Genomic DNA, 13,339 nt, shown 5'->3' on the forward strand with positions numbered 1-13,339 from the left:
ATATAGGCAAGGGCATGCCGCCAGCCAAGAGGCGCATCGTCAATCGAAGATGCCTTCGAGGATGGCCTTGTGCCTGCGCTTGATCAATGGCGTGCTGCCGTCGCCCATATCCTTGCCCAAGGCTTGGTTTTCGCGAATGCGCTGGCTTTCCTGCTTGGGGTCCAGGGCTTCGGAATATTCGTTGGGCTTGCCCCAGAACATCAGCTTGTCGGTGAAGGCCTTGTCGGCCTCGGCCAGATTCGAGCTTTCCTCGTTCACAAGCTGGCGGATGTTGGGCGTGATCTCCGCCGCACCGGCGCTTTTCAGCACCGTCATTTCGCCTTGGGTGCGCGCCCCAGTCAGCAAAGGCTGCGTGGCCTTCAACTGGGTGCGTCCGCCCAGAATGGCTTGGCGGGCCTGCTCGCTGGTCGAGCCTTCCTGCGGGCGCGTGGCACCCGGCTGCGGCGGGCGCAGCGAATAATCGGGCGGCATGCTGAGGGGCGCTCGGTTCAGCACGGCGAATTCGTCGGGCGGCGCCTTTTCAAGGCCGATCTGGCGGCGGGCTTCGCCGCAGCCGGAAAGGGCCACGGCAAAGGCGGCGGCCAGGAAGAGACGGGCGATGGGCAAACGGGTCTGGTTCATCATCCCTCTTTTTTAGGCGATTCCTGTCCAGCAAACAAGGAGTCCCATACAAGCATGATTGCCCCTACGGAAATTCCCGAATCGGCGACATTGAAGGCGGGCCAGTAGTAACTGTCTAGATGGAAATACAAAAAGTCGGCCACCGCCCCGAAGCGGATGCGGTCGATGACGTTGCCCAAGGCCCCCCCCACGATCAGTCCGATGGCCAGGGGAACCCAGCGTCCGTTCGATTTCCATAACCAATTCAACAGGAAAGCCGAGATGGCGAGGGCCAGAAGCGACAAGACGGGCGCGTTCCAGGGCGAGTCTTGGTTGAACATCCCGAAGCTGACGCCCTTGTTCCAAGCCATGACGATGTCAAGGAACGGCCCCAGCACGATCACCTGGGGCGGGTTCATCACATGTTCGACGATGGCCCATTTACTGGCCTGATCGAGGATCAGGACCAAAAGGGCGATCGCCAAGCCAAGGCGGACGGGGGGGCGGAACGTCATGCCAGCCGGTCCACCGCGCTGGCGCAGCGCCCGCACACCTCGTCATGGCCCGCATGGGCGCCGACGTCGGGCAATACTTTCCAGCAGCGCTGGCATTTCTTGCCCTCCGAGAGGGCGGGAATCACGCCAACGCCTTGCAGATCGGCAAGCGCGAAAGCGCCATCCGGCACGGCATCGACAACGATTTTGATGTCGGACGTGATCGACACCTCGGCCATATCCACGCCCTCGACGCTTTTCGCCAGTTCGGGCGTGAGATACAAGATGGGGGCGGCCTGAAGGCTGGAGCCGATGCGCTTGGCCGCGCGTTCCTGCTCAAGCGCGCCGGTCAGCACGCGGCGCAGATTGCGCACCGCATCCCAGCGCTTGGCCAGCGCCTCGTTTCGCCAGACATGGGGAATTTCCGGGAAGTTGCGCAGATGCACGCTCTCATCCTCGCCGGGATTGCGGGACAGCCAAGCTTCTTCCGCCGTAAAGCAGACGAAAGGAGCCAGCCAAGCCGTCAGGCAATCATACAGCGTTTCCAGCACGGTGCGGCAGGCGCGCCGCTTGGCGTCCGACGGATGATCGCAATAGAGCGAGTCTTTGCGAATGTCGAAATAGAAGGCCGACAGATCGACGGTGCAGAAATTATGCAGCTCGGTGAACATCGGATGGAAGACGAAACTGTCGCAAGCGCCGCGGACATGCTTGTCCATCTCGTAGATGCGATGCAGCACCCAACGTTCCAACTCGGGCATGGCGTCGGCTTCAACCCGTTCGGCGGGGGTGAAGCCGTCCAACGCGCCCAAGAGATAGCGCAGCGTGTTGCGCAGACGCCGGTAGACGTCCACCTGCTGCTTCAAGATTTCAGGCCCGATGCGCAGGTCCAGCGACGTGTCGGACGAGGCCACCCACAAGCGCAGAATGTCGGCCCCCGATTTGGCGACCACTTCTTGCGGGGCGACCACATTGCCCAGCGACTTGCTCATCTTGCGGCCCTGCTCGTCGAGTACGAAGCCATGGGTGAGAACCGCATCATAAGGGGCGCGGCCACGCGTGCCGCAGGCTTCCAGCAGCGATGAATGGAACCAGCCGCGATGCTGGTCAGACCCTTCCAGATACAGCGAGGCGGGCCATTGCAAGTCCCAAGGACCGTTCTCGCAGACGAAGGCGTGGGTGCTTCCAGAATCGAACCAGACATCCAGAATATCGCTGACGCGATCATAGTCGGCGGCGTCGTAGTCGGGGGCCAGGAAATAGCTGGGATCGCGGGCGAACCAAGCATCCGATCCTTCGGCCTTGAAGGTGTCGACGACGCGCTTCATCACCCGCTCGTCCTTCAGCAACTCGCCGGTTTTCTTGTTGGTGAAGACGGCGATGGGCACGCCCCAGGCGCGTTGGCGGGAAACGCACCAGTCGGGGCGCTGCTCGATCATGGCGCCGATGCGGTTGCGCCCGGCATCGGGCACGAAGCGGGTGGCGTCGATGGCGGCCAAGGCCTTCTTGCGCAGATCGTTCGTCTCCATCGAGATGAACCATTGCGGCGTGGTGCGGAAGATCAGCGGCGCTTTCGAACGCCAGGAATGCGGATAGGAATGGACCAGCTTGCCATGGGCCAGCAAAGCGCCAACCTTTTGCATGGCCTCGATCACCGGTCCATGCGCCTTGAAGACATGCAAGCCCGCGAACATCGGCACATGCTCGCGGTAAGTGCCGTCGTCAGCCACGGTTTCCGGCACTTCGATATGATGGGCGCGGCCCAGATGCCAGTCGTCCTCGCCGTGGCCGGGTGCTATATGCACAAAGCCTGTGCCCTGCTCGGTGGTGACGAAATCACCCGCCAGCAAAGGCACGTCGTAATCATAACCTTGGCCGCGCCAGGGATGGGCGCAGACGGTGCCCGCCATATCTGCCCCCTTGAATTCGCCGATTACCTTGTGGCTTTCCAGTTTGCAATCCTGGACCACTTGTTCCAACAGCTCCTTCGCCACCACGATCTTGGCGCTGCCGATATCGACCAGCACGTAATCGATCTCCGCCCCATAGGCGATGGCGCGGTTGCCGGGCATGGTCCAGGGCGTCGTCGTCCAGATGACGATCTTGGCCCCTTCCAATTCGGGACGGCTGGCTTTCACCACTGGGAACGCCACCCAGATAGTGTGGCTGGTATGGTCGTGATATTCGACTTCGGCCTCGGCCAGCGCGGTTTTTTCGACCACGCTCCACATGACGGGCTTGGCCCCCTTGTACAACCCGCCATTCAGCGCGAATTTCCAGATTTCGGCGGCGATGGCGGCTTCGGCTTCGAAGGACATGGTGGAATAGGGCCGGTCCCAGTCGCCTTCGCAGCCCAGTCGCTTGAATTCTTCCCGCTGCACGTCCAGCCAATGGGCCGCGAAGCTGCGGCATTCGGCGCGGAACTGCACGATGGGCACCTGATCCTTGTCCTTGCCCGCCTCGCGGTATTTTTCCTCGATCTTCCATTCGATGGGCAGGCCGTGGCAATCCCAGCCCGGCACGTAATTGGCATCCTTGCCCATCATCTGCTGGCCGCGATTGATGATGTCCTTCAGAATTTTGTTCAGCGCATGGCCGATATGCAGATGCCCGTTGGCATAGGGCGGGCCGTCATGCAGCACGAACTTTTCCCGGCCCTTCGATGTTTCTCGCAGACGCTTGAACAAGTCCATCTTCCGCCAGCGTTCCAGCAGGTCGGGTTCGCGTTCGGGCAGGCCAGCCTTCATCGGAAAGTCGGTCTTGGGCAGGAAAACAGTGCTTTTGTAGTCGCGGGTCATGTTGAACTCTTCAAGGAAGGGGACGGTGCGTGTTTGGGCGGCACGTCCGGTGTCTGTTCCAGAATGTTGCGGGCTTGGGCGACGTCTTGGGCGATCTGGGCCTTCAGGGCCTCCAGACTGTCGAAGCGCCGCTCGGGGCGCAAGTGGCCGATCAGGCGCACGCGCAAATGCTTGCCATACAGGTCTTGCTTGCAGTCGAACAGGTGGACTTCGAACACCTGCTCGTCCTTGTCGGTGACGGTGGGGCGCTTGCCGAAGTTGGCGACGCCGTTCACCCAGCGGGTGGCGTCGCCCATGTCGATGCCCGCCCGGACGGCGTAAGCGCCGGTGGCGGGAGCCAGAACGCCCTGCGGCTTCAGATTGGCCGTGGGAAAACCCATGCCGCTGCCCTTGGCCTGTCCATGCTCGATACGGCCCTCGATTTCCCACCAATGGCCCAACAGGGCGGCGGCATCGCCGGGGCGGCCCTCGGACAGGGCGGCCCGCACGGCGGTCGACGAATAAAGCCCGCTCTCGCCGCTGACCGGCTGCACGCTGGTGACGGCAAAGCCGAATTGCCCTCCCAATTTTTGCAACAAGGCGACATTGCCTTCCCGGTTCTTTCCAAATTCGAAATCATAGCCCACCACGACATGGCGCGCCTTCAGGCCATCGACCAAGGTTTTCAGGACGAATTCCTGCGGGGTGAGTTGGGCGAAGTCGCGGTCGAAATGCTGAACAAACAGGAAATCGACGTCCAGCGCCTCGATCAGGCGGGCCTTGATGCGCAGCGGCGTTAAGCGGAAGGGATTGGAGTGAGTGCCGAACACTTCCCTGGGATGCGGCTCGAAGGTCAGAACGCCCAGGGGCGTTTCATCGGCCATGGCCAGCCCGCAGGCGGCGCCGATCACCGCCTGATGCCCCCGATGCACCCCATCGAAATTGCCAATCGCCACCACGGCGCCTTTGGCGTCGTCGGGCAGATCGGCTGAATGGCGGTACAGGCGCATTGTTCGTCCAGGCTTTGCGGGAAAAAACGGGAAGAGAAGGGTTATCCGATGCCAAGCCGGGACGCAACGGGATTTGAAAGATTATTACCTGAAATCACCCTCTTTTGGGGATCAGGACCTCGGCTTCGCCATCGATGACCACCGTATCGCCGCAATGGCAGGTGGTTTTCAGCTTCAAACGGCGCTTCTCGGGGATCAGTTCCGTCACTTCGACCCTGGCGGTCACCGTGTCGCCGATGCGCACCGGAGCCTTGAAACGCAAAGATTGGCTGACATAGATGCAACCCGGGCCGGGCAATTTGGTGCCGATGACGGTGGATATGAATCCGGCCGACAGCATGCCGTGGGCGATGCGGGTCTTGAACATGGTGGGTTTGGCGAAATCCTCGTTCAGGTGAACGGGGTTGGTGTCGCCCGAGACGGCGGCGAAAGTCAGGATGTCGGCCTCGGTCACGGTCTTGCCGAAGATAGCCGTTTGGCCCGGCTTGATCTCGTCGAAGTCGAATCCTTGCAGGTCCTTGATGTCGATGGCGCTCATGTTGCGGTCTCCTTCTCTTGTTTTGTGAGCAGTCGATTGACGTAGTCGGGCACGATCCGGCTGGCCGGGCCGTGGATGCGTTCGGCAAAACGGCTGGCCCCTTCGGAAGGTTCCAGATTCAATTCAACCGTATGGGCTTGGCCGAATCTGCGCACCTCGGCCACGAAACCGGCGGCGGGGTAGACATTGCCCGATGTGCCGATCGAGACGAACAGGTCGCAGGCCGCCAGTTCGGCGTAGATGCGCTCCATCTCAAGCGGCATTTCGCCGAACCACACGACATGGGGCCTAAGGCCGCCCTCGCGGGCGCAGGCCGGGCAGGGGGTGCGGGTTTCGATGTCTTGCGTCCATCCCAGAACCGACCCACACATGCCGCAACGCGTCTTCAGCATTTCACCATGCATGTGAATCACGTTTTTCGAGCCTGCCCGCTCGTGCAGATCGTCGATATTCTGGGTCACCGTCAGAACCCTGAAGTCGTCATGCCGTTCCAGCCGGGCCAGCGCCTCATGCGCCGGATTGGGCTTGATGGCCGGGTCTTGCAACTGGCGGCGACGAGCATTGTAGAAGTCATGGACCAGCTTGGGATTGGCGGCAAACCCCTCGGGCGTCGCCACGTCCTCCAGGCGCACCTTCGACCAGATGCCGTCCGCGTCACGGAAGGTATCCAACCCGGATTCCTTGGAAATCCCCGCGCCGGTCAGGATGACGATGCGTTTCATTGCCGGGCATGATACCGTCCGGGCGCGTTTGACGTAAAGGGAAAGCGGCATGGCCAAATCCAGCTTTGGGGTTTTGTTCGTTTGCACGGGAAACATCTGCCGCTCGCCGACCGCCGACGGCGTTTTCAGGCGTCTGGTGGCGAAGGCGGGCTTGGCCGACCGGGTACGGGTTGATTCTGCTGGCATATCGGGCTTTCACGCGGGCGAGGCGCCTGACCGGCGCAGCCAGGAAACGGCCAAAAAGCGAGGCTACGACCTGGCCAATTTGCGGGCCAGGGCGGTTAGCGCCTCTGATTTCGCTGATTTTGACCTGTTGCTGGCCATGGACCGCGAGCATGAAAGGTCGCTGCTGCAAGCCGCCCCCGATTCCACGAAAAATCGTATCCGCATGTTCATGAGCTTCGCCCCTCAGATGGACGTCATCGACGTGCCCGATCCCTATTACGGCGGCGCTGGCGGTTTCGATCATGTGCTCGATCTGATCGAGGCGGCCTGCCATGGCTTGTTGGCGCATGTCCAATCCGAACTTGCGGATTGAAAGCGCGCTGGGCGCGCGCGTTGTTTCCACGCGGCCGCTTGCGGGCGGTTGCGTCGCCAAGGTCGCGCGCTTTGAGCTGTCCGATGGGCGAAGCGTGGTGGTCAAGCAAGGTGGAGATGGCTTGGCTGCCGAAGGTTGGATGCTTTCCTTCCTGAAGGGAAAACTGCCGGTGCCCGACGTTCTGCTGGCGGAACCGGATTTGCTGGTCATGACATGCCTTGAGGCTGAATCCAACGGCATGGACGAAAGCGCCGAGACGCATTGCGCCGAACTGGTGGCGACGCTGCATGATTTTACGGCACCGGAATTCGGTCTGGAGCGCGATACGCCGATTGGCGGGCTTGCCCAGCCCAATCAACCTTGCGAGCGCTGGCTTGATTTCTTCCGCGACCAGCGATTGCTGCATATGGCGCGTCTGGCGCACCAAGAAGGCGCTTTGCCGGGGGCGATGTTGGGCCGTCTTGAAAGACTGGCGGCTAATCTCGATCATTGGATCGAAGAACCCAGGCGGCCTTCGCTGATCCATGGCGATTTGTGGGGCGGCAATATTTTGGCGGCGTCAGGCCGGGTATGCGGCTTTGTCGATCCGGCCATCTATTTTGCCCATCCCGAAATCGAACTGGCCTTCGGCACATTGTTCGGCACCTTTGGCCCTACTTTTTTTAGGAGATACGGCGAAATCCGTTCCATCTCCCCCGACTTCTTTGAAATCAGGCGTGATCTATACAATCTGTATCCGCTATTGGTGCATGTGCGCTTGTTTGGAGCGGGCTATCTGGGACAGGTCGAGAGGAATCTGGATCGTTTCGACGTATAACTTTTGGCCGGTTGCTCCTTTTGTCTCAATGCCTTACTCTGGCACGGCTGTCGAGCGAAGGGGTCATGACAGAAGCACGAACCGGCATGGCGCCGGAAAGCCTGTCCAGACACGGCAAATTGTGGCTGTTCGCGATCGGCTTTCTGGCATTGGGAATGACGGCGCTCCTGTGGGTTCACGAACTCCACGAGGAGGAGCGGCGCGCCAAGTCTTTGTTTCGCATGCAGTCGGAAATCGTCGCGGGCGAGATCGAAGCGCAATTCAATCTGTATGCGCAACTGCTGCGCTCGGCGGCGGGCATTCACAGACATTCCAATCAATTGTTGCGTGACGAATGGCGGCGCTATGTCGAGGCGCTGGACCTTGACAACAACTTCCCCGGCGTTTCCGGCATTGCCCTGGTCAAGCGCGTCTCCCTTTCAGAAAAGGCCGATTTTTTGGCCATGGCGCGGCGCGAATGGCCCGAGTTCAAGATTTATCCCGAACGCGAGAAAGAGGAATATTACGTCAATTACATGGTCGAACCCGAGCGTGTTTACCGGGCCGTCGGCTTTGACGTTTCTTCCCGCGAAGACCGCAAGACGGCAGCCGACATAGCGCGCGACAGCGGCGAAATCGCCGTCACGGCAAAGACGACATTGATCACGCCTGGGGCCAGCGGTTCCGACTTGCTGATGTACCTGCCGCTTTACCGGTCGGCGGAATTGCCCAAAACGGTCGATCTGCGGCGCAGCCAGTTGTGGGGATGGGTGGCGGCGGGCATTTCAATTCCGCAACTGATGTGGTCGGTTCACGTCAGGGTCAAGGGCATGGCTGACATCGCCATCTATGACGGCTTGGAGAAAGCTCCGGAAACGCTGTTGTTCAAGGCGGCTACGCAACATCATCTTCAGAAGTCGGAACATTACCAGCATGATGTTTTGCGGACCATCGGCGGCAGGACTTGGCTGTTCTCCTTTACCTCGCATCCGGAATTTGAAGACACCATCCGCACGGGCCGCGCCGTCGTCATTCTGGCGGCGGGCGTCGCTGCAACCTTTCTGATGGCCCTGACGGCCTGGTTCTTGCTGGCGTCCAGGGCCAGGGCGGCTGAAGAAGCCAAGTTGCGCAGTGAGGAGCTTGAGCGCGAGCGCGATTACGCAACCGCCCTGCTGACCGCCAGCCCCGCCGCCATTCTGACTCTGGATTGCGACGGGGTGGTCGTGCGTTCGAATCCGGCAGCCGGTTTTCTTGCCGGGTTGAATCCAGACGATCTGGTGAACAGAACCTTCGCCGGGCTGTTCCTGCCCCCGCTTGAACGCTCGGCCTTCGCCTGGAGCCTGTCCTCCTTAAAAACGGGCGGCGGACCGCTGGTTCTGGAAGCTGAACATGTCAGAGGCGACGAGCGGCGCATCATCAACTGGACCCTTTCCGCCGTGCGGGAAACCAACAAGCCCTTGCGCTATCTGGTGGCGGTCGGCATTGACGTTACCCCCCACCGTCAAGCCGAGGATACGTTGAAGGCCGAGCGCGCCCTGTTCGTGGCCGGACCCGTCGTGGTGTTTCGCTGGCGGGCCGAAATGGGATGGCCGGTCGAATATGTCTCGCCCAACGTGTCACAATTCGGTTGCCAGCCCGGCGCCTTGCTTTCCGGTGATCTGCCCTTCATGAATCTGATTCATCCCGATGATTTGGGTCGTGTGGCTTCGGAAGTCTCGCGCTTCGCGGCCCAGGGCCAGGATATGTTCGAACAGCGCTATCGTTTGGTCAGGCCCAGCGACGGCGAGGAACGCTGGGTCGACGACCGCACGCTGGTCGAGCGCGACGCCCAGGGCAGGGTGGTTTCCTATCTGGGCTATCTGATCGACGTGACGGAACGCGAACGCGCCGAGGAAGCCAGACGCAACACTGAAGCGCGCATCGCGCGCGTTTTGTCCATGTCGTCCGAAGGCTATTGGGAACTTGACGCCAGCGAACGCACGATCGCCGTCAATCCCGCCTTGCTGTCCATGCTTGACGTGGACGAAGCGTCGATCATGGGGCGAACGCCGCGCGACTTCATGGCGCCCGGTTGGGAAGGCCGCATGTTGAACGTCATGGTCGAGCGTCGTTCGGTGGCAGATCGTCGTTTTGAAATGGCCTATCTTTCCGCCGCGGGGCGCGTTGTCCACACCCGCGTCAATGCAACTTCCATCTTCGACCAAAAGGGCCATTTCATCGGCTCATACGGCTTGCTGACCGACATCACGGCGGAAAAAATGGCCGAAGACGCGATGCGCAACGAACAGGGGCGCTTGCGCCTGATCGTCGATTCCGTTCCTCTGGCCCTGGTGATCAGCCGTTTGGACGAAGCCGTGGTGGTGAACGCCAATCTAACGGCGCATCTGCTGTTTGGCCTGGGCGGCAGGGACATGACCGGCCAGTCGTCTTACGATTTTTACGCCGATCCGCAAGACCGCAGGGCGTTCATCGAGCAGTTGCGCCGCGATGGCATGGCGACGGGGATCGAGGCTAGAATGCGGCGTGGCGACGGCAGCGTCTTCTGGGGGTTGTTGTCGGGTCGGCTGATTCAATTCGATGGCGCCGAATGCGCCTTGATCAGCACACAAGACATTTCAAGCCGCAAACAGGCAGAGACGCGCCTGAACGACATGGCGCATGAATTGGCGCGCTCGAACGCCGAGTTGGAGCAATTCGCCTATGTCGCCTCGCACGATCTGCAAGAACCTTTGCGCATGATCGCCAGCTACGTTCAGCTTCTTGATCGGCGTTATGGCGAAAAGTTGGATCAGGACGCCAAGGAATACATCGCCTACGCCGTCGAGGGCGCCAAACGCATGCAGGCGCTGATCACGGATCTGCTGGAATTCTCCAGGGTCAATCAGAAGAACGATCCCTTCATCGCTGTCGATTTGAATCGCGTCGTCGAGGACGCCTTGAAGAATCTGTCCGTGATCAAGCGCGAAAGCGGTGCGACGATCACCGTCGAACCTTTGCCGGAAGTGGTTGGCGACCCCGCTCAATTGGTCCGCTTGTTTCAGAATCTGATCGGCAACGCCGTCAAATATCGTCATCCCGACCGCAAGCCCGAAGTCAGCGTCACGGTCAAGGAAACGGGCGAGGGATGGGAGATTCGCATCGCGGACAACGGCATCGGCATTGCCGAGGCCTATTACGAGCGCATCTTCATCATCTTTCAGCGGTTGCATACCAGAGGCGATTATCCCGGCACCGGGATCGGCTTGGCCTTGTGCAAGAAAATCGTCGAGCGACATGGCGGACATATCCGCGTTGAGTCCATAGAAGGTCAGGGGGCATCGTTCATATTCAACTTGCCGTTGGGTTTGGCGAACGCATGACTGTCATGTGAGATTCGCAAAATACGCCTTGGTTATGTATTTCCGCAGTTGATCCTGCTATAATCCTTCCATGCCTGATAACAAAAATCCTAGAGAGAGGAGGAGGTCATGAACCTTCGTCTGAAGCCGAAACTGATCGCCGCGTTCCTTCTGGTCGGCCTTCTTCCTTTCGCAATCGTGGGCGGTCTGGCGCTGAACAGCAGCAGCACCGCGCTTGAGGGACAAGCCTATTCCAGCCTGGACGCCATCAATCAATTCAAGAAGGGTCAGGCCGAGCGCATTTTGGCCCGGACGCGCAAGGATGCCGAGAATCTGGCGGATGCCGAATTCGTCTACACCGCCTACGAGGCCTTCCGTCAATATCATGTGAAGATCGAAACGCCGCCCGACGGCCCCTATGACGTCGCCAAGGACGAATATAAACAGATATGGGACAAGTTCGGCGCCCCGTTGGCGAAATACGCCAAGGCCAACGGCTATGACGAACTGTACATGATCTGTTTGGCGCACGGCCATGTCATGTATACGTCGCAGAAGGGGGCTGATCTTGGTCAGAATATCGGCCTTGACGCCAGCAATCCGCTGCGCGAATCGCCTTTGGCATCGCTTTGGAAGAAGGTGCGGGAGTCAAAGAAATTCGAGGTCGTCGATTTCCAGCCCTACGCCCCCAACGACAACAAGTACACCGGCTTCATGGGCGCTCCGATTCACGATCCGTCCGGCCAAGCGATCGGCATGGTCGCCTTTCGCATCCCCGTGGTTCAACTGGAAGCCATGGCCAATGAGCGAACCGGCATGGGCGAGACGGGAAGTTCCTACCTGATCGGCAAGTCAGCGGGCAAGACGACCTTACGCTCGACGATAGCGGGCCTGCTGAAGGAAGACCCGACGTTGGTCTTGGGGCATGAAATTTCCCTTCCCTATACAGACAAGGCACTGGCCGGCGAGCAGGGCAAAGGCGTGCATCTTGACATCACCGGCGACCATGCCCTGGTCAGCTACGCCCCTGTGAAGTTCGATGGTCTGACTTGGGGCGTCGTGTCGCAGATCGACGAGGACGAGGCTTTTGCTGCAATCATCCACCTTCAATGGGTGATCATGATCGTCGCTCTGGTGGGCATTCCCCTGATCGCTGGGGGTGGTTTCATGATCGCGCGCGGCATATCGAATCCCATCGGGGCGATTACCGGCGTCATGACCCTATTGAAGGATGGGCAGCGTACCGTCGATGTCCCCTATACCGCCAATCATGACGAAGTGGGCGAAATGGCCCGCGCCGTCGAAGTGTTCAAACAGAACCTGATCAAGGTCGAGCAGATGCAGGCCGAGCAGGAGCGGCTGAAACATCAAGCCGAAGAGGACCATCGCAAGACCCTGATCGACATGGCCAACAATTTCGAAGAAAGCGTCATGGGCATCGTCAACGCGGTTTCAAGCTCGGCGACCGAGTTGCATTCTTCGGCCCAGTCCCTGGCAGCCATGTCCGAGCAGACGCAGCGCCAAGCCACCGCCGTGGCGGCGGCTTCCGACGAAGCCTCGACCAATGTGCAAACCGTGGCGGCGGCGGCCGAGGAACTGTCCAGTTCGATCAGCGAGATCGGCCGTCAGGTCGAGGAATCGGCCAAGGTCACGGCAAACGCGGTGGATGAAGCCAACCGCGTCAATGGCATGGTGCAGGGTTTGGCCCTCGCCGCCAGCAAGATCGGCGAAGTGGTGAACCTGATCACCGACATCGCCAGCCAGACCAATTTGCTCGCCTTGAACGCGACGATTGAGGCGGCCAGGGCGGGCGACGCGGGCAAGGGATTCGCCGTGGTCGCCAACGAGGTCAAAAGCCTCGCCAACCAAACTGCCAAGGCGACCGATGAAATCGCCGCCCAGATCACGTCGGTTCAGTCCGCGACCCAGACGGCGGTTCAGGGCATCGAGGGAATCACCACCACCATTGGGCGGATCAGTGAAATCTCGTCGGCGATCGCTTCGGCAGTGGAAGAGCAAGGCGCTGCGACCGGCGAGATCAGCCGCAACGTGCAGCAGGCGGCGGCGGGCACCAACGAAGTGTCGTCGAACATTTCCGGCGTCACCCAGGCATCGACCGAAACCGGCCATGCCGCTTCGCAGGTGCTGGAGGCGGCTGGCGGATTGTCCGAACAGTCTGAGCATCTGCGCGCCGACGTTGGCCGCTTCATCGCCCATTTGAAAGAATGAGGACAACTGCTAAGAATGATCACGGCTGAAGGCGACCTTTAAGGTTCCTTCAGCCGTTTTTTTGCGTCCCGCGCCAAGTCGAGTCGCTTCACATTAGCTCCCGCCCGCCACATGCAGTTGCGCTAATAAACAACCTAACGGTTTATTTTACATGATGTTTCCGCCTTCAAGGCGGTTGTCGTTGGTCGCATCATGTCGCAATTAAAGACATCTTTAACCAATCCCCCTTAGCCTCGACAAAGTTGCTCGAATATTCTCGTCTTCTTGATTAGGTCGATTGCGTTGCGCTGCAAAATG

The 13,339-nt window shown here is 60.1% G+C and carries 10 protein-coding genes; 4 read left to right on the plus strand and 6 right to left on the minus strand.

Annotation, left to right across the window (positions count from 1 at the left end):
* Nucleotides 1–39 precede the first annotated feature (39 nt).
* From HQL44_00050 to cobB, 6 genes are all read right to left on the minus strand, one after another.
* The gene (locus HQL44_00050; protein ID MBF0266958.1) at nucleotides 40–621 is read right to left on the minus strand and encodes a DUF3035 domain-containing protein; all 582 of its coding nucleotides are present in this window, start codon (nucleotides 619–621) and stop codon (nucleotides 40–42) included.
* The gene (lspA, locus tag HQL44_00055; protein ID MBF0266959.1) at nucleotides 621–1,115 is read right to left on the minus strand and encodes a signal peptidase II; all 495 of its coding nucleotides are present in this window, start codon (nucleotides 1,113–1,115) and stop codon (nucleotides 621–623) included. Before lspA ends, HQL44_00050 begins: the two co-directional genes overlap by 1 nt.
* The gene (locus tag HQL44_00060; GenBank protein ID MBF0266960.1) at nucleotides 1,112–3,892 is read right to left on the minus strand and encodes an isoleucine--tRNA ligase; all 2,781 of its coding nucleotides are present in this window, start codon (nucleotides 3,890–3,892) and stop codon (nucleotides 1,112–1,114) included. Before HQL44_00060 ends, lspA begins: the two co-directional genes overlap by 4 nt.
* Nucleotides 3,889–4,881 (minus strand): bifunctional riboflavin kinase/FAD synthetase, encoded by a 993-nt coding sequence (locus HQL44_00065; protein MBF0266961.1) that lies wholly within the window; start codon nucleotides 4,879–4,881, stop codon nucleotides 3,889–3,891. Before HQL44_00065 ends, HQL44_00060 begins: the two co-directional genes overlap by 4 nt.
* A gap of 94 nt (nucleotides 4,882–4,975) precedes the next feature.
* Nucleotides 4,976–5,419, minus strand: a complete 444-nt coding sequence (locus tag HQL44_00070; protein ID MBF0266962.1) for a MaoC family dehydratase — start codon at nucleotides 5,417–5,419, stop codon at nucleotides 4,976–4,978.
* Entirely contained in the window at nucleotides 5,416–6,141 is a 726-nt protein-coding gene (cobB, locus tag HQL44_00075; protein ID MBF0266963.1) for an NAD-dependent protein deacylase, read from the minus strand. Before cobB ends, HQL44_00070 begins: the two co-directional genes overlap by 4 nt.
* 49 nt (nucleotides 6,142–6,190) lie before the next feature.
* Between cobB and HQL44_00080 the strand changes: the two genes are divergently transcribed.
* From HQL44_00080 to HQL44_00095, 4 genes are all read left to right on the plus strand, one after another.
* Complete coding sequence (locus HQL44_00080; GenBank protein MBF0266964.1) at nucleotides 6,191–6,679, plus strand: low molecular weight phosphotyrosine protein phosphatase; 489 nt, start codon at nucleotides 6,191–6,193, stop codon at nucleotides 6,677–6,679.
* Entirely contained in the window at nucleotides 6,654–7,496 is an 843-nt protein-coding gene (locus HQL44_00085) for a fructosamine kinase family protein (protein ID MBF0266965.1), read from the plus strand. Before HQL44_00080 ends, HQL44_00085 begins: the two co-directional genes overlap by 26 nt.
* Before the next feature lie 65 nt (nucleotides 7,497–7,561).
* On the plus strand, nucleotides 7,562–10,834 hold the full coding sequence (locus HQL44_00090) for a PAS domain S-box protein (GenBank protein MBF0266966.1): 3,273 nt from the start codon (nucleotides 7,562–7,564) through the stop codon (nucleotides 10,832–10,834).
* Nucleotides 10,835–10,942: 108 nt separating this feature from the next.
* A complete protein-coding gene (locus tag HQL44_00095; GenBank protein ID MBF0266967.1) occupies nucleotides 10,943–13,042 on the plus strand; it encodes a HAMP domain-containing protein in 2,100 nt (699 codons plus the stop codon).
* The last annotated feature ends 297 nt before the right edge of the window (nucleotides 13,043–13,339 follow it).

The organism is Alphaproteobacteria bacterium, assembly GCA_015231795.1.
Classification (GTDB): domain Bacteria; phylum Pseudomonadota; class Alphaproteobacteria; order Rhodospirillales; family WMHbin7; genus WMHbin7.

What these genes read in the sequence shown, in the direction of transcription:
- HQL44_00050 (MBF0266958.1), bottom strand. Translation starts at nt 621, where the DNA reads ATGAACCAGACCCGTTTGCCCATCGCCCGTCTCTTCCTGGCCGCCGCC.
- lspA (MBF0266959.1), bottom strand. Translation starts at nt 1,115, where the DNA reads ATGACGTTCCGCCCCCCCGTCCGCCTTGGCTTGGCGATCGCCCTTTTG.
- HQL44_00060 (MBF0266960.1), bottom strand. Translation starts at nt 3,892, where the DNA reads ATGACCCGCGACTACAAAAGCACTGTTTTCCTGCCCAAGACCGACTTT.
- HQL44_00065 (MBF0266961.1), bottom strand. Translation starts at nt 4,881, where the DNA reads ATGCGCCTGTACCGCCATTCAGCCGATCTGCCCGACGACGCCAAAGGC.
- HQL44_00070 (MBF0266962.1), bottom strand. Translation starts at nt 5,419, where the DNA reads ATGAGCGCCATCGACATCAAGGACCTGCAAGGATTCGACTTCGACGAG.
- cobB (MBF0266963.1), bottom strand. Translation starts at nt 6,141, where the DNA reads ATGAAACGCATCGTCATCCTGACCGGCGCGGGGATTTCCAAGGAATCC.
- HQL44_00080 (MBF0266964.1), top strand. Translation starts at nt 6,191, where the DNA reads ATGGCCAAATCCAGCTTTGGGGTTTTGTTCGTTTGCACGGGAAACATC.
- HQL44_00085 (MBF0266965.1), top strand. Translation starts at nt 6,654, where the DNA reads ATGTCCAATCCGAACTTGCGGATTGAAAGCGCGCTGGGCGCGCGCGTT.
- HQL44_00090 (MBF0266966.1), top strand. Translation starts at nt 7,562, where the DNA reads ATGACAGAAGCACGAACCGGCATGGCGCCGGAAAGCCTGTCCAGACAC.
- HQL44_00095 (MBF0266967.1), top strand. Translation starts at nt 10,943, where the DNA reads ATGAACCTTCGTCTGAAGCCGAAACTGATCGCCGCGTTCCTTCTGGTC.